We start from the raw sequence: 20,595 nt of genomic DNA, 5'->3' as shown, positions 1-20,595 counted from the left end.
CTCTCTCGGCTGGCCACTTACAGGAGATGGGGGCCGGGTTCTGCGCACCGCAACCGCCCGCCCGCGACTTCTTCCTGTGCCGGGGCCGCGGTAAGGCCGCTTCCGCAGGCGCGTTGTCTACAGGGGGCGAGCGGCCGTTGTGGCGTGGTCGGTGAAGCCGTGGCGCGCATAGAAGCGACGGGCTCCCTCGTTGGCGACGTAGGCCGTGACTTCCGCGCGCTCAGCCCCACGCTCCTTGGCCCAAGTGAGGAACTGCTCGACGAGTTGGGCACCGACGCCAGACCCGCGATGGTCGGGACTCACCCACATGGCAGTGAGGGTGGCGATGGGGAAGGTGGTCATGGGCGAGGGCTGGGCGAGGGTGCCAGTCAGGTAGGCGACAGCGCTTCCGTTCTGGCTGTCAGCGGTGAGGATGAGCCGATCCGGATCGTGCAGACCGGTGGCGAAGCGGTCCGGCCCGTATTCGCGCGGCCAGTTGGTGTTAATAGCCGAGTCGCGGCTGCCGGCGTCCTCTGCAAAGAGCGCGGCAGCACATTCGACGAGATTCGGAATGTCCTTTTCGATGGCGGTTCGCACCACGATGGGGTGAGCCTGGTATGTCGTCACGACACGCATCGTATCGCAGGAGACTTCCCGGAATGCGAAATTAAGCGGAACTCTAAACTCCGGAATGCGTGCATGCGCCAGGCGTGACGCAAGTAATCATCGGTAATGGGTGATCTTCGCCACAGCGAATTTCCTCTGTAACAACAAGGTCTCCCTGTGTTAGCTTCAAGAAGTCAGCAGTCGGGAGCGCTCCCATTCGGGGCGGATATCCCGACTTACGTTTGCGATTTGAGGAGCCTCAAATGGTGAAGACCTACGGCGAGCGTGACGACCTCTCGACCCGCGCCCCGGCCAACAACAACGTGGCCCCGGCGCCCACGGTTCGCTGGGCCTGAAGCTGAGGCCTTGCTGAACACGCTGAATTCTCAGCGGTAGCGAATGGGGTCGTTTCCATCCTCTGGAAGCGGCCCCATTCCGCGCACTCTGTTAGGTTTCACGGAAGGGCCACTTTCTTGACCGACGTGATCGCAGCCGAGGTAGACGTCCTTGAGGTGACGGCAGACCAGTCCTTACTGGTCACCCCCCACGGCGCCAAATTCATGCTCTCCACACCCGCACCGCTTCTCCGCGAATGGCTGGAGCTGCTGGACGGTAGTCGGTCACTGGAGGAGGCTCTGAAGTCCGCCCCGGAAGGCTACGACGAGATCGCTGCCGTGCTGCAGGAGGCGGGATGCCTACGCCCGGTACAGAACGGCGTGCTGGAGCGATGGGCCTATCGCATGGCGGATCCGGAAGCACCCTCGGTGCCGCTGGAGCGCGTGCGACTGGCGGTCACTGGAACAGAACAACTGCGGTCAGAGGCCGGCCCCCTGCTGAATCAGTTCCGCACGTACGAGAACGTGACGGCGGCCCAACTCCCCGAGTGGGCCGCCGACGCCCGCAGAGCAAGCCAGGTGCCGGTACTCCTCGCACTCTTCGACACCCCAGCTCACGCCCAACTGCTCGCACTGAACGAAACATGCGAAGCCGAGCGCATCCCGTGGCTGTCGCTCAGGTTCGAACTGGGGCAGGGTCTGATCGGCCCAGGAATCTGGCCAGGGCGGGGAGTAGACATGCGCGACGTCCTGGACCGCCGGCGGTCGGCCGCGGTCCAGGAGGACGTCTTCGACGCCCTGGCCCGTGACGAGGCTTCCATCCTGACGCGCACTACGCCATCCGAACTGCAGTGGATGCTGGCACAAGTCGCGACGCGTCTCCAGCGGTGGCTCATGGGGCTCATGCGCCCCGACCTGTATGAGTCGGAGCTGGAAATGAACCCTCTCTACCTCACCGTGCAGCACCACGAAATCATTCGCATGCCTCACCGACCCTACGCCGATGCCGACTACACTCCGCCACCCAAGTCCGTCGTAGGCCGAGAGACCGGCATCGTCACACGGGTCAAGCCCTGGGGAGCCCGGCAGGGCAACCCATCCAAGCTGCACACCTGCACGGTGGACGTGGCTCGCGTACGACGCGTCATGGAACTCTCCGCTGACCCGGCCGCGTTCGGCACGTCGTGGGAGTCCGCCGAAGCGGCACAACAGGCGGCGGTCGGCGAGGCCATCGAGCGCTACAGCGGCAACTACGTGGACCCCGCAAGGCTGGTGCACGGCTCCTACGCCTCGCTCACCGCCCGCGGGCTGAACGCACTCAGCCCTGCCTCGCTGGTGCTGTACTCCGAGACCCAGCACGCGACCCCCGGCTTCCCCTTCCCACGCTTCACCACCGAATCCGAATGCGCCTGGGTCAAAGGCTGGTCCCACACGAAGAACGCCGAGATCTACGTGCCGGCGTTCCTGGCGTACGTGGCCTGGCACGAGCACCCCGAACGAGTGAAGCACGACGAGCCGCTGTACGCCTATCCGAACCTGGCAGGCATTGCAGCCGGGCCCTCGAAGGACTTCGCGCTGATGTCGGGCCTGGAAGAGGTCATCGAGCGTGACGCGTCGATGGTCTGGTGGCACAACGCCAAGGCATTGCCCGCCATGCCGGATCGGCCCGAGCTGCAGGACCTGATCGCTGACCGGGCCGATGAGCTCCTGCCCCGGTACGTGCACCTGGACAACGAGTTCGGCGTTCCCGTCATGGCCTGCATCCTCGACTCGACCGTGAACGACACAGTGGTCATCGGCTTCGCAGCCCGCGACACCCCTCTGGCGGCGGCCAAGAAGGCCCTAGCCGAGGCGATCACCTTGCAGGGCAACGCCGCCTTCACACTGGACGCGGAAGAGCTCGCGGCTGAGATAGCAGCCGGCGCGCTGAACGGCCACAACCTCAAGCCCCACAGAGCCGACCGGCGCTATCTCGACAGCTACCGCCCAGACTTCCGGGACGTTGTTGACCTGCAATGCCAGGGCCAGGTGAACCTCGACCCGCGAGCCCGGGAACGCATTGCCCCGTGGACGGCCGATTTGCCTCAGGGCGACTGGGCCTCCCTGCCCTCACTGCCAGCGCGTTCCTTCGAGTTGTACCTCGAGCGGATTGCCGCCAGAGAGCTGGACGTCATCAGCGTGGATGTCACCACCGCCGATGTGGCACCCTGCGGCTTCCACGTGGCCCGAGTCCTGGTCCCAGGCCTCACCTCGAACTTCCCCGCCGCGTTCCCACAGCTTGGACGAGGCCGCGTGCAGCAGGCGGCCGTCACCCTGGGCTGGCACAGCGAGCCCACGCCCGAGGACGAGCTGAACTACTTCCCCCTCCCGCACGTGTAGAGCCGGAGCAGCAGTGAGCACACTCATATCCGTGGTCTATGACTCGCGTGGCGGCAAGACCCACCGAATGGCCAGCGCGATCGCTGACGGAGCGGAGAAACAAGGCGCGCAGGTCCACCTGATCAGGGTTGCGTCACTGAACGAGCACCAATGGGAGTTGATGGCAGCTTCGAACGGTGTGATCTTCGGGTCACCCACCTACATCGGAGGTCCCACCGCCAGCTTCGTCGCCTTCGCCGAAGAAACCGCCGGCCGGCAGATGACCTCCCACTGGACTGACACCCTGGCCAGCGGGTTCACCACGGGGGCAGCCATGGCCGGCGGCAAGCTGCACACCTTGAACTACATGCTCGCTCTTGCCATGCAGCACTCGATGATCTGGGCCGGGCAGTCACTGCCCGCGGGGTGGAACACCTCCACCAGCAGCCCGGACGACGCCAACAGACTCGGCTACCGGCTAGGCACAGCAGCTCAGGCGAACATCGATCAGGGCCCCGAAGGCCTGCTCGACAGCGACCTGGCCACTGCGACGGAACACGGACGACGCGTGGCCGAACTGGCCACCCGCATGCGACAAGGAGCCCAGGCGTGAACGCCGCGCTATGGAGAGACCGCCTGGGATTCCCGGACACCGCCCGGCGCAAACGGCTCGTCGTCACCGCCGCAGTCGACAGTCTCGGCACCGGTCTGTTCCTGCCGCTCAGCGTCCTCTACTTCGTCAACGTCGCCGGCATGGACGTCGCCGAGGTGGGACTCGCCCTGTCCATCGGCGCCGGCATCGCCCTGCTGGGCGGCCCTCACACCGGCACTCTCATCGACCGCATCGGCCCCGGCCAGATGGCCGCACTGTCCTGCCTCCTACGGACCGCAGCCTTCCTCGCCTACCTCGGCGTCGACCAGTTCTGGCAGATCATCGCCATCTCAGCAGTCGTGCTCTGGGGCGACAACGCATTCTGGCCAGCCAACTCAGCCATGATCATCGCGCTGTGCGGGCGAGAACAACGAGCCCGCTGGTACGCCCTCGGACGTACTGTCCGCTCCGTCGGCACAGGCCTCGGCGCGGCCCTGTCCGGAGTGATCGTGGCAACAGGCAGTGAAGGCACACGAATAGTGGTCTTGCTCAACGCGCTGTCCTTCGCGGTCGTGGCAGTGCTCCTCTACACATGGCGAGAAGCACGTGTAACCACGACAACCTCCGGCCAAGAAACGGAAGATGGCGAAGACAGCGCAGAAAAGCGAGCCGGACTGCGAAACGTACTGGCCGACCGGCCTTTCCTGCTCGTCGTGGCTTCCAACGCCCTGCTGGCCGTATGCGCCATGTCCCTGATCGTGCTGCTACCTCTGTCTGCAAACAGCCTCGCACCCGACGCCGTCTGGTTGCCCGGCCTGCTCTTCGCAGTCAACGGCGGACTACTCATGCTGGCCCAAGGCCCCGCCGTCCGGCGTATCGAAGCGAGTAGCCCCTCCCGGATGCTGCAAGCATCGATCGCCCTCTACGCCGCCGGTTTCGCCACCTTCATGATCACTCCAGACATCGGCGGCCTGATACCCATCCTGGCCATGACAGCTGCCGTGACGCTCTACACCGCCGGTGAACTGATCCACCCTCCCACCAGCGTGATCCTCGTGACAGACATGGCACGCGCTGACCTCCTCGGCCGATACCTGAGCGTCAATCAGCTCTCCTGGAGCGTGAGCCACGTAATCACGCCCGCCGCGCTGGCAGGTCTCTTCGCCTGGAACGCCCGTCTGCCCTGGCTCGTGCTGCTGGCCACCTGCGCGGCAACCTCGGGCCTGCTGGTACTTGCCACCCGCAACCTTCAACCGAAGGAAGCTGTATCGGCATAGAAGCGGCAGGGCACGAGAACGTCACCGGGGGACTTTTGGGTGGCTGTGTCTCGGTGCCGTCCTCGATGCGGCAGCCAGGGGCGCAAAGCCGCGGTCAGGAGGTGGAAGCCGCTTGCAGAGCGGCTTCCACCTTCTTCACCTGCCGGGCGACCAGGTACTCCGGCAGCACCGGCATGAGAGCAGCCTTCTTCTGCTTGGGCAGTGTGCTGCCAAACGTCTCGTTGAATTTGAACACGGCGAGGACATCCCCGATGCGCACCAGTCCGTACGCCGTGTGGTTGTCGATCCCCTTCGAGGAGAAGCCCATGTTCACCCTGAGCGACTCGTCACCTGGCTCCAGCGGTTCTCCAAGCGAGAGCTTCGCGTGCAACGAGTTTCCCAACACGGTTTTGTAGACCACCGACGGACAGTCCTGAAGCGACTTCTCAACCGCTGCGAGCACCCGTTTGGCCCCACCTGCGGGATAGCTCGTCAGCGCCACCGATCTAACCCCTACGGTGTTCGTCGGGTCGCTCAGGTACAACCGTGTATAGGCGGATGCGCCTTCTGCCCAGCCGTGTAGGAGCACCCTGAGCGCGGGCAGGCAGACCTCCGGCTTGGCGATGGTCACCCCCGCCTTCATGTCCGTTGGTGTTTCGCTGCTCAGACCTACGCCGTAGCGTCCCGATTCCCTCTCGGTCAGTCTCGCGGCTTCCAGTTCCCTCTGACTGAGTGAGCGCGCTTCAGGGGTGGCACTGGGGCTCGGACTGGAAGCCTGCGACGAGCACCCGCTCACTGCGGACACGGCAAGGACTAGCACCGCGGCTGCTGCACGGCTTCTTCGCCGACCAAGCCCGACGGGCTCACAGCCCGTGCGCGAACTACGAAACATCCCAGCCCCTCCCCGAACAATCCGGCCGAGAGCATAAGGCAGTCGCCGGACCTCGCATGCTTGTGGGGTGCCGCAGAATCGGCGCGAGCGCTGAGAGCGCGGGGGTTGAGCGCCGCTGCGGCCTTCTGCGTGACCTGACGCGACACGCCTCCCGCCCCATAGACGACTGCCTCGGGGCGGGCCTAGTGGTCTGTCCTGGATTCAGCAACTCCGAACAACGCCTTTGGCCAATGCCCCACCGCGTAGAGCGAGTTACAGCTGTGTCGGGATTCGGCGAAGTCCTGTCGATGCCTGTCCTGCCCCTCGCACATGGCTGCCTTTGGGCGAGTCGTGTCTCTGCGTTCTGGTCGTTACCTGCGGGAAGCCGCAGCTCAGGTTCTTGACATATGCAGAACACGTCTGGATAGGGTGCCTCCACTTTGATCATCTTGTGACTCCGGGGTGGGGATGCTGTGGAGTCGGGGGAGGCATGGGATGAGTGTGTCCATGTGGCGCCGCAGCATCGGTAAAACGTTCTTGACAGCGGTCGCGGTGGCCGTCGTGGGCGGTGTGCTGCCACCCAGCGCTGCGGCTCATGCCGTAACGGCCAACGCCGCAGCTGTACAGGACGCTGGGCAGGCTTCGGATGCCATTCCCGCGGAGGCTGAAACCGCGTCCACCCTCGCTGCCCAATCGGGGGAGCCGGTGGAGGTGCCGTTCGAGCGGACCGAGTATTCCCAGGTCTTCGCCCAGCCGGACGGCAGCTTCAAGCTGACGCAGTCGACCACCCCGCAGCATGCGAGGGCGTCGGACGGGTCGTGGAAGCCGGTCGACGTCACGCTGGCGAAGCGCGCCGATGGCCGCATTGCGCCGAAGAGCGCTGTCGTGGACCTTTCCTTCTCCGGCAAGGGCACCGGTTCCGACATGATCCGGATCGGGTACCGCAACGGGCACATGCTCACCCTGGGTTGGGGCCGTTCATTGCCCGAGCCGGTTCTGGAAGGCGATACGGCCACTTACCGTGAGGTGCTTCCCGGAGTCGATCTGCGTCTGACGGCGACGGCGGAGTCCTATCGCGAAGTTCTTGTCGTCAAGACACCGGAGGCCGCGGCCAGCCCGGAGTTGGACAAGGTGCTTTTCAGCGTCGACAGCGAGGGCCTGGAGGTCACGTCCACCATCAACGGCGGCCTGGCCGCGGCGAACGATGACGGGGTGGAGATATTCACCGGCCCGCCCGGCCGGATGTGGGACTCCGCAGGCGAGGCTCAAGCCGCGGGTGCTCAGCCCATGATGGGCGCGAGTACGGCTGCAGACGAGAGTCAGACCCCGGGTGAGGGCGGGGCAGAGGAGCCAGACCCGGCCGCCGGTCCGGGTGACGGCGACGCCTCGGCGGTCATGCCCGTGCAGGTCGCAGACGACAGCATCGCTGTCGTGCCGGACACCGATGTGCTGGAGGGTGCCCAGACGGTCTATCCGGTCTACATCGACCCCGCCGTCGGGATCGGGCACACATACCGCGCGGTGCTGTCCTCCGACGGCGACAGCTACTGGATGTTCGACGGGGCCGGCTACGGCATCGGCCGGTGCGGCTACAACTCGCAGGGCACCTGCACCACCGGTGCCTGGTACACGAACCGGATGTACTTCCAGTTCAACTCCGCGAGCGCCCTGCGCGGCAAGTACGTGCTCGACGCGACCTTCCGCGCCTATGAGACCTGGTCGTTCGACTGCAACCCGGCCTGGGTGGACCTGGAGCGCACCGACGGCATTTCCTCGGGCAGCAACTGGCCCGGGCCCGGAGGACCCAAGGCGGACAACAGCTGGGACCAGATGGGCGACCAATACGTCTCGGCCGGCCGCGGCACCGCGTGCTCCCCTGAGCAGCCGAACGCGTGGATCGAGTTCAACGACAACCCGAACGAGCCGGACGAGAACCTGAAGTCCACGGTGCGGAACTTCGCGGACGGCAAGATCGACAATCTGACGCTGATGCTGAAGGCGAAGGACGAGTCGGATGTCACCGCCTGGAAGCGCTTCGACGACAACGCCGAGTTGCAGGTGGACTTCGCTTACCAGCCCGGGGTGCCGACCCGCTACGGCCTGTGGCCGGGCAACCCCGGCGGCGACCCGGACGACGTGCAGTGCGCCACCTCCTCATCGAACCCCATCATCGTGACCCGGGCCGAGCCGTACGTGCAGGCGGCAGTGCAGACCAAGGTCGAGCACAACGCCGGAAGCTCCGAGGGATCGCTCCAGGCCGAGTGGGTGATGGAGCGCCAGCACTCCGGCACCTGGGTAGGCAGCTGGAGTGCCCACAAGCCCGACACCGGCTGGGATCCCGACGGCACCGTGGAGACCGCGAAGGTCTCCCCGCGAGCTGACAAGACGCTGTACCGGGTCAAGGCACGTACGCAGTCGCACTGGACCTATGACGGCAAGTCCGGGGATCTGTTCTCCTCGTACACGCCCTGGTGCTACTTCAAGGTCGACCTCGAGCGGCCGAAGCCCCCCGTGGTCACTGCCGTGGACGGCGGCATCTACACCCTGTGCGTCACGGAGGACTGCGCTGCGCAGGGCGGTCCAGGCATCCAGGGCAAGTTGCACTTCGCCCAGAACGCTGCAGACAGCGACGTCGTCAAGTACGAGTGGATGCTGCCCGGCATGACCAAGACCGACTTCGCCACGGGCGCGAGTGTGGATGAGCCCGTCACTCCCTTGGTCGCCGGCCGCCAGACCCTGCAGGTGCGCGGCTGGGATTCCGGCGGCTCGGGCGAATGGGCCCACGTCAAGATCAAGGTGCAGGCCGCAACCGGCGCGATCGGCCGCTGGCACTTCGACGACTACGCAGCCGGCTCACTCGAGAAGCTCGCCCGGGACACCGCCACCGAGGGCACCGTGCGGCACGACGCCACCATGTACACCGAAGGCACCGGGTTTTCCTCGCTGGCGCGCCGCGGCGGCGGTACCGACGGTACCGACCGGTCGCTGTGGCTGGACAGCACTGACCCGGCCAAGCAGCAGGGCTATGCGGCCACCTCCACACCACCGATCAACACCGGCGACTCCTTCACCGTTTCGACGTGGGCGTATCTCACCGACGCATCGGCCAACAGGGTGGTCATGGCCCAGCCCGGCACCAATGCGAACGCGTTCGCCCTGTACTACTCGACCGCCTACAACGCCTGGGTGTTCAACCGCACCGACCAGGACAAGACCAGCCCTGTGTTCATCCGCTCCCTTGCCGAGGAGGAACCTCAGCTGAAGGTCTGGACGCATCTGGCCGGCGTGTTCAAGACCGAAGGCGATGACGGCCTTGCGGACACCGACCCGACCAACGACACCATCCAGCTGTTCGTCAACGGCCGGCCCCAGGGCCAGCCGGTCAAGCTGGCCAGTGCGGCCTCCACCTACCAGCCTTGGTCAGCCTCCGGAGGCTTGCAGTGGGCCCGCTCGGTCAAGTCTGGTGTCGGAGGGGAGTTCTTCCGTGGGCGACTCGACGAGACAGCCGTGTGGCAGCAGGCACTGACCGAACCCCTGATACGTGCCGAAGGCGAGCTGAAGGAGAACGAGGCTGCGGCCACCGAGCTGGTGGCGCACTGGGACGCCACCAAATCGACGGGTACCACCCTGGCGGAGACGACCGGTTACCCCATTACCGGCATGGCCCTGGCAGGGAGCGCGCAATTCGCAGAGACCCCGCAGCTGCTCACGCTGAACGGCACCACCAGCTATGCCTCCACCAGCGGGCCGGCGGTCGACGAAACCGGCTCCTTCACCGTCAGCGCCCTGGCCCGGGCGGACTCGGCCAAACTGGTCGGCAAGGCGGACGGCTACACCGTCACCATCGCGAGCCAGAAGATCGGCAACGAAGCGTCCTGGGCCCTGAAGCTGGTCAAGCTGGCCGACGACATCGACCGCGACAACAAGCCTGAATGCCTATGGCGCTTTGAGCGCACCAAGGTCGACGCGAACGGAAACAAGGCTTCCGCGACGCAGGTGTCGGCCATCGCGGTGGCGGTGCTGGACGAACTCGTCCACGTCACAGGGGTGTACAACGCCGCTGAGTCATTCGCGGACGGCGATGCAACCCGGTTCGGCAAGCTCCACCTGTTCGTCGGCGCTGACGACCAACAGGATGACTCCACCGAGCCCAACTTCGCCGACCCGCAGCAGGGCACCGGTGAACTCGCCATCGGCCGGAGCCACACCAGCGGGGCGCCCGGCGAGTACCTGCCCGGGGCAGTACAGCAACTGCGGATCTGGGCCGGGGCGATGGAAAGCCGCCAGATCGCCGAGCGGGTCCTCGGCGAACCGGCCACAACCACCGGCTAGCCGGATCCTCATGGGCGGCCGCCGAGACCGGCACGCCGCCCACCTCAGCAAGCAGGGCAACGACGCGGATTCAGACGTGCACCTTGGTGCGGGTCAGACGATGACGATGGGCGGAACAAGGCCATGAAGGCTGCACACCGAGCAGGGCGGCGACGCTGGATGGGCCGGGCGGCTGCCGTATTGGCGCTGGCCATGGTGCCGAGCCTGCTGGGGCCCACCGAGTTCCAGGCCGAGGCCAAGGACAAGGGACTCGGCCGCCCGAAACTGCCCGCGCCGCGGGAAGCCGATCTGCGCCCGCTCAAGGCCAAGCCGGACAAGAAGAGCGCCGCCGCGTTGAAGAAGGCGGAAGCCGCCGACAAGGCCGCGGCACGGCGTGCCCGTGACGAACAGGCGGCCAAGCCTGTGTGGCCCACGCCCGGATCCGTCACCATGGACGTGCCCGCCACCGGCACCGCTCGTGCCAAGGCAGGTTCCCTGCCTGTCACCATCGCAGCCCCCAAGAAAAAGCACGCCAAGGCAGCCGATGAGGTAACCGTTACGGTCCTGGACCGCAAAAAGGCCAAAGCCGCAGGCGTCGACGGGGTGATGCTCACCGTCACCGGCAACGCCACCGGAGCCGCCCGACTGGCCGTGGACTACCGCAAGTTCGCGGTAGGCGGCGCCGACTTCGCCGGTCGGCTCCGCCTGGTTCAGCTGCCTGCCTGCGCACTGACCAAACCCCACAAGCGTGCCTGCCGAATCCAAAAGGAACTGCCCTCCACCAACAATCGCCGCACGGCACGGGTGACCGGGGACATCACCGTGCCCAAGCCGGCCACCACCCCCACGCCCGACCGGCCCGCTGCTGAGCAGACGACACAGCCGCGCCAGATGGCCTTGCTGGCCGTCACCGCAGGGGCCAGCTCCGGACTGGGCAACTACAAGGCCACCCCGCTTGCGGCATCGTCCGCGTGGCAGGCCGGCGGCTCCTCCGGCTCCTTCTCCTGGAGCCACCCGCTCACCATCCCCGCCCCCGCGGCCGGCCCGGAGCCAGATCTGGCCATCTCCTACGACTCCAGCAGCGTGGACGGGCGCACCGCCAACACCAACAACCAAAGCTCCATGGTCGGAGAAGGCTTCGACATCACCTCCTCCTACGTCGAGCGCAAGTACCACTCCTGTGACGACGACGGCGAGACCGGCAAGTACGACCTGTGCTGGAAGTACACCAACGCCTCACTCGTGCTCAACGGCAAGGCCTCGGAACTGGTCAAGGACGACACCAGCGGCGAGTGGCGGCTGAAGAACGACGACGCCTCCAAGGTCGAGCTCCTGCTGGACACCACCCTCGGCAACGGCGACGGCAACGGCGAACACTGGCGCATCACCACCGGCGAGGGCACCAAGTACACCTTCGGCCTGCACAAGCTGCCCGGCGCTCCGTCCGGCGAGCGCACCAACTCGGTCTGGACCGTCCCCGTCTTCGGCGACGACCAGGGCGAGCCCGGCTGGGGGAACTCCACCACCTTCGGCGGACGAGCGGTGACCCAGGCATGGCGGTGGAACCTCGACATGGTCGAGGACACCCGCGGCAACGCCATGACCTACTGGTACGCCCAGGAGAAGAACTTCTACGCCAAGAACGGCGTCGACACACCGGGCACCGAATACGTCCGCGGCGGCTACCTGAAGGAGATCCGCTACGGCCAGCGCGCCGACGCACTGTTCACCGGCACCCCGGCCGCCTCGAACAAGGTCACCTTCAACGTCGCCGAGCGCTGCCTGGCCGCATCTCCCGGCTGCAACACCCTGGATGAGGCGCACCGCACCAACTGGCCCGACGTACCCTACGACGCCATCTGCAAGACCGGCGACGCCTGCACCGGCCAGACCAGCCCCACCTTCTTCACCCGAAACCGGCTCACCAGCGTCGACACCTACTTCTGGAACACCAAGCTCACCACCCCCGCCTTCGACCAGGTCGACTCCTACCGGCTCAAGCACCTCTACCTCGACCCCGGTGAGGTCGGTGACTCCTCGGACCAGTCGCTGTGGCTGGACGAACTCCAGCGCGTCGGCACCTACGGCACCGACATCGAGCTGCCGGCCCTGAAGTTCGGCCACGAGATGTTCACCAACCGTGTCGACGGCAAGGCCGACAACATCCTGCCGCTGGGCAAGCCACGCCTTGCCACCATCGTCTCCGAGACCGGCCAGCAGACCACGATCAACTACATGCCGGCCGAGTGCACCGCCGCCATGACCAAACCGGCCGAGGACAACAACACCAAGCGCTGCTACCCGATCTACTGGTCCCCCAACGGCGGCTCCGTCCCGCAGCTCGACTGGTTCCAGAAGTACCCCGTCTCCGACGTCCGCCTCACCTCCGTCTACGGCGGCACCCTGGCCGTCAACCACCACTACGACTACTCCGGTGGCGGCGCCTGGCACTACAACGACGACCCCATGACGCCGCAGAAGGAGCGCACCTGGTCCATCTGGCGCGGCTACGGAAAGGTCACCCACACTGTCGGCGACGACACCGGGCCGAAGTCCAAGGACGTCACCGTCTACCTGCGCGGCATGCACGCCGATAAGCAGAAGGACGGCTCCACACGCACCGTTGAGGTCTCCGGGATCAAAGCCGCACCCATCGACGACCTCGACCAGTACGCCGGCTTCACCCGTGAACAGGTCACCTACGACGGCGCCGACGAGATCTCCGGAAAGATCAACGACCCCTGGTCGAAGAAGACCGCCACCCAACACAAGTCCTACGCCGACACCGAGTCCTACTACGTCCGCACCGAAGCCAGCCACGCCCGCACCCGGGTGACCTCCGGCATCACCGCCACCGACAAGACCCGCACCACGCAGACGACGTACGACGACTACGGCATGCCCGTGACCGTGGAGGACTCCGCCACCGAGGCCTCGGGCGACGAGGTGTGCACCCGCACCTGGTACGCCCGCAACGCCACCGCCGGACTCACCGCCTTGGTCTCCCGCCAGCAGGTGGTCGCCAAGAAATGCACCGTCGCGACAAGCCAGTTGGACCTACCGGCCAACGACGCCCGTCCCGGCGACGTGATCGGCGACACCGCCACGTCCTACGACACGACCACATGGTCGGCGGACCAGGTGCCGACCAAGGGCGAAGTCCGCTGGATCGGCCGCGTCAATGGCTACGACGCCTCGGACAATCCGATCTGGCAGAAGGTCACCGAGACCACGTACGACACCCTCGGGCGCGCGACCCTGGTCACGAACAACGTGGGCAGCCGTACCCGCACCACGTACGTCCCGTCGACTGCCGGCCCTTTGACCCAGATGGACGTCTACAACGACAAGGACCACAAGACCGTCACGGTCATGGACGCCAGCCGCGGCCTTCCCCTGAAGACAACCGACCCCAACAACAGGATCACCGAACAGAGCTATGACAGCCTCGGCCGACTGACCGAGGTGTGGCTGGCCAACCGCTCCCACGTCCTGGGCCAGGGCGGCAACTACAAGTTCGGCTACAGCATCTCCAACACCGAACCCTCGTGGCTCTCCACCTCAGTCCTCGGCAAAACCCAGTACAACACCAGCTACGAGATCTACGACGCGCTCCAGCGGCCGCGCCAGACCCAGGCTCCCTCTCCGCGCGGTGGCCGGATCGTCAACGAGACCCTCTACGACGACCGCGGCCTGGCAGTCGAATCCAACGCAGACCTGTGGGAAAGTGCCACCGCCCCGTCCGGCGAACTGGTCGCCACCGCGGGCGGCTCCGCTCCGCTGCACACCGACACCAGCTACGACGCCACCGGACGCCCGACCCAAGTGGTGACCAAGACCTACAGCACCACCCGCTGGACCACCACCACCAGCTACACCGGAGACTCCGCCACCACCACCGCGCCCGCCGGAGGCAAAGCCGTCACCCTGCTGAGCAACCTGCTCGGACAGGTCACAGAGAGCCGCGAATACCCCAACCCCACACCGACCGGTACACCGGCCATCACCGCCTTCACCTACGCTCCCGGCGGCCAGACCAAGACCGTCACCGGCCCGGACACCAAGCAGTGGTCCTACGGCTACGACCTCAAGGGCCGCCGCACCACCGCCACGGACCCGGACAGCGGCACCACCAAGTCGACGTACACCAGCCTTGACCTGCTGGACAACACCACCGACGCCGAGGACAGGAAGCTGCTCTACGGCTACGACTCCCTCGGCCGCAAGACAGGCCTGTGGCAGACCGACAAGACCGACGCCAACAAGCTCGCAGCCTGGACCTACGACACCGTCGCCAACGGTAAGGGCTACCTGGATTCAGCCACCCGCTACGTCGGCGGCACCACCGGCAAGGCCTACGCCCAGAAGGTCACCGCCTACAACAGCCTCTACCAGCCCCTGTCCACCCAGCTGCAGCTGCCCGCAGCCGCCGATGAACCCCTCGTCGCCGCAGGAGTCCCCCAGACCCTGGACTTCGCCACTGCCTACAACGTCGACGGCACCATCCAGTACACCCGCGAGCCCGCCGTCGCAGGCCTGCCCGCCACCGGCACCCAGACCTACGAACAAATCGACTACACCTACAACACCCTCGGCATGCTCAACACCGCCAAGGGAGTCACCGGTTACCTGCTCGGCACCACCTACACCACCATGGGCCTGCTGGAGCAACAGACCCTCGGCAGCGACTCCGCCGGCAAGAAGGTGTACGTCGCCAACCAGTACGAAGACGGCACCCGCCGTCTCAAGGAGTCGGACGTCACCACCGACACCCACAGCTACATGCTGCAGGACCTGAAGTACACCCACGACGACGCCGGCAACATCACCGCCATCTCCGACACCGCCACCTGGCAAGGAACCTCCCAGGCCGACCACCAATGCTTCGCCTACGACGGCCACCGCCGCCTCACCGAAGCCTGGACACCCAAAACCGCCGACTGCTCCACCACCGGCCGCACCACCTCCAACCTGGGCGGAGCCGCCCCATACTGGTTCAGCTACACCTACAACAGCGCCGGCCAGCGCAAGACCCAAACGCAGCACGGCGCTTCCGGAGACACCGCCGTCACCTACACCTACGGCACCGACACCGGACAGCCGCATCCGCTGACCAAGACCGAGACGACCGTCCCGGGAAGCTCCACCCCGACCACCGAAACGTACAAATACGACAAGGCCGGCAACACCACCAGTCGGCCCGGCACGCAGGCAACCCAGACGCTGAGCTGGAACAGTGAAGGCAAACTCGCCCAAGCCAGCGAGCCCGCCGCCGAAACCAAGCCCGCCACCAGCACGCAGTACCTCTACGGCCCGGACGGACAGCTCCTGATCCGCCGAGCCGCCACAACCGACGGCGAGACGGTCCTGTACCTCGGCAGCACCGAGGTGAAACTCACCGTCTCCAACAGCGGGGCGAACAAGGCCCTCTCAGGCACCCGCTACTACGCAGGCGGCGCCGTACGAACGGCCGACGCAGGAACCACCAGCCTCTCCTTCCAGGCCGGCGACCACCACGGCACCATGAGCCTGACCGTCAAGGACAACACAGCCCAGCCCGCCACCCGCCGCTACCTCACCCCCTTCGGAGCCCCCCGCGGCAACGAACCGTCCACCTGGCCCGACGACAAGGCATTCCTCGGCAAACCCGCCGACGACACAACCGGGCTCACCCACATAGGGGCCCGCGAATACGACCCCACCCTTGGCCAGTTCCTCAGCGTCGACCCCTTGCTGGAAACCGACAAACCTCAGACCCTCAACGGCTACAGCTACGGCGCTCAGAACCCCGTCACCCACTCCGACCCCACCGGCCTGGGCCTCGCCTGCGGCCGAGACACCGGCTCGCCGGAAGAATGCGGAACCGGTGTCGTCACCCACGGCGACGGCTCCCTCTCCAAGGACGGCAACCCGACAGGCGGAGGAGTCGCCCCCGGCTACGCCGGCACCAACCAATCCAGCGGCACGAACGGCGGCAACAACAAGGGCAGCACGAAGCAGCCCGAACTCGTTCCCGGCGTGGAGATCCCCACCGAGGAATACCTCCGCAACATCGGTTACGACCCGTTCGGGAACCAGACCTACAGCCAGCTCCTCGTCCGATGGGCCGAGAACCTGTGCTACCAGAACTCGGGAAGCCCCGAGTGCAACGCAGCCCACCAACTCGGCTGGATCAGACCCTCAGGCGACTTCCTCGAACTCATCGGCGTACGAGACGCCATCCGCTGCGCGCAGGGGAGCGTCAGCGGCTGCGTGTGGACGGTGGCTGGGCTTCTGCCTGTGGGGAAACTCGCCAAAGCGGCAAATCTCATCAAGAAGGGCGACACGGAGGCCGCCCGAGCGCTGGCCTGTCTCAGGCCGAGTAGCTTCCTGCCAGGCACCCAAGTACTCATGGCCGACGGCTCGACCAAGGAAATTGAGGATCTGCGGATCGGTGACCAAGTCTTGGCGACGGATCCTTGGACAGGGGAGACCTCACCACAGAAGGTGACCGCTGAACTCCTCAGCGAGGGCTTTAAAAACCTGGTAAAGATCACCGTTCAGGAAGAGACGGACGACAAGCAGACGCTTACTGCCACAGAAAACCACCCCTTCTGGGTCGTTAACGCAGGCCAGTGGGTCGACGCTGGCGACCTGAAGCTCGGCCAGTGGCTCCGCACATCAGCCGGCACTCTTGTTCAGGTCAAGGCCATCCAGCGCTGGACTCAGAGCGCACGCGTACACAACCTGACCATCGCTGGCCTGCATACGTACTACGTACTCGCGGGTTCTCACCCTGTACTCGTACACAATGCAGGAAGCGTTGGAGCGTGCCCGGAATCAGGAATTGACCACGGAGCCCTAGGGGCATTTGCGACGGCGGACCGGCTGGCTGCCGAGGGGTATCAGAACATCACAAAAGAGGTTCGATTCCTTGACAGTAATGGCGATGTATTCATCGCTGACTTCATAGCAAGGCGACCGGATGGTGCGTGGGTAGCGGTCGAGGTAAAGACTAATACCGGCCCTCTCACGCCCAACCAGTCGACCGGCTACCCTGAACTCACGACTACTGGCGCAGTGCTCCAGTCGAGCAAATTGAAGCAATATGGTTTCAAGAAGGGTGATAAGGTCCGGATGGAAACCGTGGAAATCGATCACTGGCTCTGCCCGGACTGCTGATGAGCCGCATGACCTGTGGATGCGTGACGAGGGGTGGCCAGAGAGGTTAACAGATGGGCTCGAAGGTTTCGGTACTTGCTTTTGCTCACCAGACGCCCCGCGAGGTGCTTCACTCCGAGCTCGTTGACGATGCAGTTTCCTCGCGTCGTCTGGTTGAACGCATCCTGCCGGACCAGGGCATGGAACCTGTGGGGCCAGTGACTCTCGACGAGGCTCTCTGGCCCCTCCCGGGGATTGCGTGCGCCGGCAGCTTCGAAGGCCTGGAGCTGATTACCTCGCAGGATCTCCGTGAGCGTCGGCCCAGCGACCTGACCGACGATATCCATAGATGGGGAGATGATCGGAGCGCCTTTGCTGTCTTTATGGACAGCATTGTCGGATGGGCGGCATTCGCAATGTGGGATCACGGCCGACTGAGGAGATCTGTCAGTATCTCCCATGAGGAAGGAATCATCGAGGATGAGGGTGTGCGATTCACATTTGAGCAGACCTATTGGGATCGCTCCCTGAGTTCCCGTCTCGGATTCCACCCTATAGAGCTTGGAAACGAAGCTCTGCGGGCATTCTTTGGATTTGTTCTAGAAGGTCGTTGGGATCAGCATTGCATCGATCCGGAGGAAATCGCGGTGACTGAGTACCGTGCCCAGAATGCGGGATATCGTCAGCAACTCATTCGAGAGCGAGCGGCTCGAATGATTCGGCGTGCCTGACTCCCGAATTGGGTGAATTAGGTGACAAGTCGATGACTTTGACTATTTATCGTGAATTCCTGATGTCGACTTTATCGGACAAGATCGGTGTCCTGGCGGGACATGCTTTCATATGTAGGGTCTGGTCTGAGGTGCAGGGTGTCCGAGTGTATCTGCGAGGAATATCAGCCGCTCATCGTTTAAGGCAGATCTCTGAGATGGTTGGGGTGTTGGTTAAAGTCTCAATAGCCCTTTTGTGGTTCCCTGGGCGCCGATCCTGACAGGGCGTCGGCGTAGTCGTCGGGCGTCCGTTGCGTGATCACGTGAGCTGAAGGAGGGCGAGCGGACGGATCCCTGCTCACGGACGTACGCCTCGGAGCTGTTGCGTCTGCAAGCACCGTCAGGTGGAGCGAGCCGACTGTGCTGGGGGATGATCTCCTGCGTGGCTGAAGAGGCAGGTACTGGTGCGGACGACGCTTGTCTATGGGATGAGCGATTGAGCTGGGCGTTCGGACTGATAGCGGATGATCCGGCTGCGAGGACCGCAGCGCTTGCCCATCTGGCTGAGGCACGGAGGCAGGTCGTGGACGCGCTCGGTCGGTTCAACGAGATGTGGCGGCTGACGCGGCCCCTGGGAGCGGACGAGCAGTACCGGGAGCCGGCCATTCTCAAGGCGCGTCGGAGGTGTCAGCAGGCGCAGAGACGTTCGCTGCCCGACGGGCTGTGGAATCGCCCTGCGAGCGAGGATCTGGCCACTTGGCCGGGGTTGCCCTACGCGTTGCTCTTCCTGGAGTGGGAAGCGAGATTCCCCCAGGACTGGACGCAGCATGCGAAGGCGTGGGGTACGAAGGAGAGCCTGATCCGGGAGGTGGCCCGTGCTCGCCAGGAGGAGGCCGTCAAGGCGAAGCTCACCGACCTGGTAGAGATCGTCGTCCACCGTGCGTATCGCTGCAAGGACCGCGAGTACGTGCGGGTTGCCCGGGCCGTCGACAGCGCTGACCTGCGCGGCAGGCTCGATCGGGCAGCCGAGTCCGACAGTCCGTGGGCCCGGTGCCATGCAGGGTATGTGCTCTGGCTCCTTGACCGCCCTGACCTGCCAAACACCCGTCATGTCTGGCAGACCTGGGTGGCAGGCAAGGCTGCGGCGTTGATGTGACCTGAGGACAATGCCGGGAAGGTCCCGTGCTCATGGAGTGCTCTACGCCCTCGTGACCTGCCTGGAAGACCATGCCTGCCCACGCATCATCCGCAATCCCGCTCGCCCTTGACCAGCTCCGAGAGCATCTCGACGTCGGCCCCGGCGAGGTGCCCGGCCTGCTGGAGCGGCTGACCCAGGTGCCGGACCCGCGCGATCCGCGCGGAGTGCGGCACGCCCTGTCCTTCGTCCTCGCGCTGACCGCGTGCGCGGTGCTGGCCGGGGCGACCTCGCTGCTGGCAGTCGGCGAGTGGATCGCGGACGCGCCACCGCAGGTACTGGAGGGACTCGGCGTGTGCCCTGATCCGGTGCTGCCTCGGCGGCTGGTCCCGGCCGAGGCTACGGTCCGCCGACTGCTGACCCGCATCGACGGAGACGCCCTGGACCGGGCGGTGGGCGGATGGCTTGCCGATCGTCGGCCTGCGAGTGCCGGGCTGCGCGGATTGTCCGTGGACGGCAAGTCCCTGCGCGGCGCGGCTAAGGCTCGGGGGCGGAAGATCCACCTGCTTGCTGCGGTGGAGCACACCACCGGGCTCGTCCTGGCTCAGCTCGACGTCGGCGAGAAGACAGGGGAGACCAGGCGCTTCCAGCCGCTGCTGGACAACGTCGCCGACCTGGCCGGAACCGTGGTCACCAGCGACGCGCTCCACACGCAACGCGAGCATGCCTCTTATCTCCTGGGCCGCCGGGCCCACTACATCGCCATCGTCAAGGGCAACCAGAAGAACCTGCGTAAGCAGCTGAAGTCCCTGCCCTGGAAGGACATCCCGCTCCAAGGCCGCACCCACGGCACAGGCCACGGCCGCGCCGAGATCCGTCGCATCAAGGTCGCCACCGCGGGCAACCTGCGCTTCCCCGGCGCCCGTCAGGCCGTGCAGATCAAGCGCCGACGAACCGACCGCAAGACCGGCAAGACCACCCTCACCACCGTCTACGCGGTCACCAGCCTGACCGCCGAGCAGGGCACTCCCGCCCAGCTCGCGAAGCTCATCCGCGACCACTGGAAGATCGAAGTCCTGCACTACGTCCGCGACACCACCTTCGCCGAGGACGCCTCCCAACTGCGGACCGGCAACGCACCCCGCGCCATGGCGACCTGGCGCAACCTTGCCGTCGGCGCCCTGCGAATGAATGGCGTGAAGAACATCGCCTCCGGCCTCCGCCGCAACGCGCGCGACGCCCGCCGACCCCTCGAGCTCCTCGGCCTCGCGTGATCACAAAACAGACGCCCGCCGACTACGC

At 65.6% G+C, this 20,595-nt stretch carries 10 protein-coding genes; 8 read left to right on the top strand and 2 right to left on the bottom strand.

Features of this window, described 5'->3' with window-relative positions; all coding sequences use genetic code 11:
* Positions 1–117 precede the first annotated feature (117 nt).
* Complete coding sequence (locus EJ357_RS00395; protein ID WP_228472866.1) at positions 118–606, bottom strand: GNAT family N-acetyltransferase; 489 nt, start codon at positions 604–606, stop codon at positions 118–120.
* A gap of 461 nt (positions 607–1,067) precedes the next feature.
* On the opposite strand from EJ357_RS00395, the gene EJ357_RS00390 reads away from it, so the two are divergent.
* Genes EJ357_RS00390 through EJ357_RS00380 form a run of 3 tightly spaced genes read left to right on the top strand, consistent with a single transcriptional unit; the run spans position 1,068 to position 5,147 of the window.
* A complete protein-coding gene (locus EJ357_RS00390) occupies positions 1,068–3,299 on the top strand; it encodes a YcaO-like family protein (protein WP_228473255.1) in 2,232 nt (743 codons plus the stop codon).
* 31 nt (positions 3,300–3,330) lie between these two features.
* Positions 3,331–3,891, top strand: coding sequence for a flavodoxin family protein (locus EJ357_RS00385; protein ID WP_228472867.1), 561 nt, complete (start codon positions 3,331–3,333; stop codon positions 3,889–3,891).
* The gene (locus EJ357_RS00380; RefSeq protein ID WP_126387511.1) at positions 3,888–5,147 is read left to right on the top strand and encodes an MFS transporter; all 1,260 of its coding nucleotides are present in this window, start codon (positions 3,888–3,890) and stop codon (positions 5,145–5,147) included. Before EJ357_RS00385 ends, EJ357_RS00380 begins: the two co-directional genes overlap by 4 nt.
* 94 nt (positions 5,148–5,241) lie before the next feature.
* Here the strand turns inward: EJ357_RS00380 and EJ357_RS00375 are convergent, their stop codons facing one another.
* A complete protein-coding gene (locus EJ357_RS00375; RefSeq protein ID WP_228472868.1) occupies positions 5,242–5,757 on the bottom strand; it encodes a hypothetical protein in 516 nt (171 codons plus the stop codon).
* A 735-nt stretch (positions 5,758–6,492) separates the two neighbouring features.
* Here EJ357_RS00375 and EJ357_RS00370 point away from each other — a divergent pair.
* The 5 genes from EJ357_RS00370 to EJ357_RS00350 all read left to right on the top strand — a co-directional run bounded on the left by EJ357_RS00370 (position 6,493) and on the right by EJ357_RS00350 (position 20,567).
* Positions 6,493–10,329, top strand: a complete 3,837-nt coding sequence (locus tag EJ357_RS00370; RefSeq protein WP_228472869.1) for a LamG-like jellyroll fold domain-containing protein — start codon at positions 6,493–6,495, stop codon at positions 10,327–10,329.
* 123 nt (positions 10,330–10,452) lie between these two features.
* A complete protein-coding gene (locus tag EJ357_RS00365; protein ID WP_126387509.1) occupies positions 10,453–17,469 on the top strand; it encodes a polymorphic toxin-type HINT domain-containing protein in 7,017 nt (2,338 codons plus the stop codon).
* 53 nt (positions 17,470–17,522) lie between these two features.
* On the top strand, positions 17,523–18,179 hold the full coding sequence (locus EJ357_RS00360; protein WP_126387507.1) for a DUF6928 family protein: 657 nt from the start codon (positions 17,523–17,525) through the stop codon (positions 18,177–18,179).
* 562 nt (positions 18,180–18,741) lie between these two features.
* Complete coding sequence (locus EJ357_RS00355; protein WP_323377762.1) at positions 18,742–19,314, top strand: hypothetical protein; 573 nt, start codon at positions 18,742–18,744, stop codon at positions 19,312–19,314.
* A gap of 71 nt (positions 19,315–19,385) precedes the next feature.
* Complete coding sequence (locus tag EJ357_RS00350) at positions 19,386–20,567, top strand: ISAs1 family transposase (protein ID WP_126387505.1); 1,182 nt, start codon at positions 19,386–19,388, stop codon at positions 20,565–20,567.
* Positions 20,568–20,595 lie beyond the last annotated feature (28 nt).

This window comes from Streptomyces cyaneochromogenes, assembly GCF_003963535.1.
GTDB classification, from domain to species: Bacteria; Actinomycetota; Actinomycetes; order Streptomycetales; family Streptomycetaceae; genus Streptomyces; species Streptomyces shaanxiensis.
The sequence above is the reverse complement of the archived record's forward strand: the minus strand, read 5'-3'. Positions and strand labels throughout refer to the sequence as shown.

Coding starts and splice junctions, on each gene's coding strand:
- EJ357_RS00370 (WP_228472869.1), top strand. CDS start 6,493: ATGAGTGTGTCCATGTGGCGCCGCAGCATCGGTAAAACGTTCTTGACA.
- EJ357_RS00365 (WP_126387509.1), top strand. CDS start 10,453: ATGAAGGCTGCACACCGAGCAGGGCGGCGACGCTGGATGGGCCGGGCG.
- EJ357_RS00360 (WP_126387507.1), top strand. CDS start 17,523: ATGGGCTCGAAGGTTTCGGTACTTGCTTTTGCTCACCAGACGCCCCGC.
- EJ357_RS00350 (WP_126387505.1), top strand. CDS start 19,386: ATGCCTGCCCACGCATCATCCGCAATCCCGCTCGCCCTTGACCAGCTC.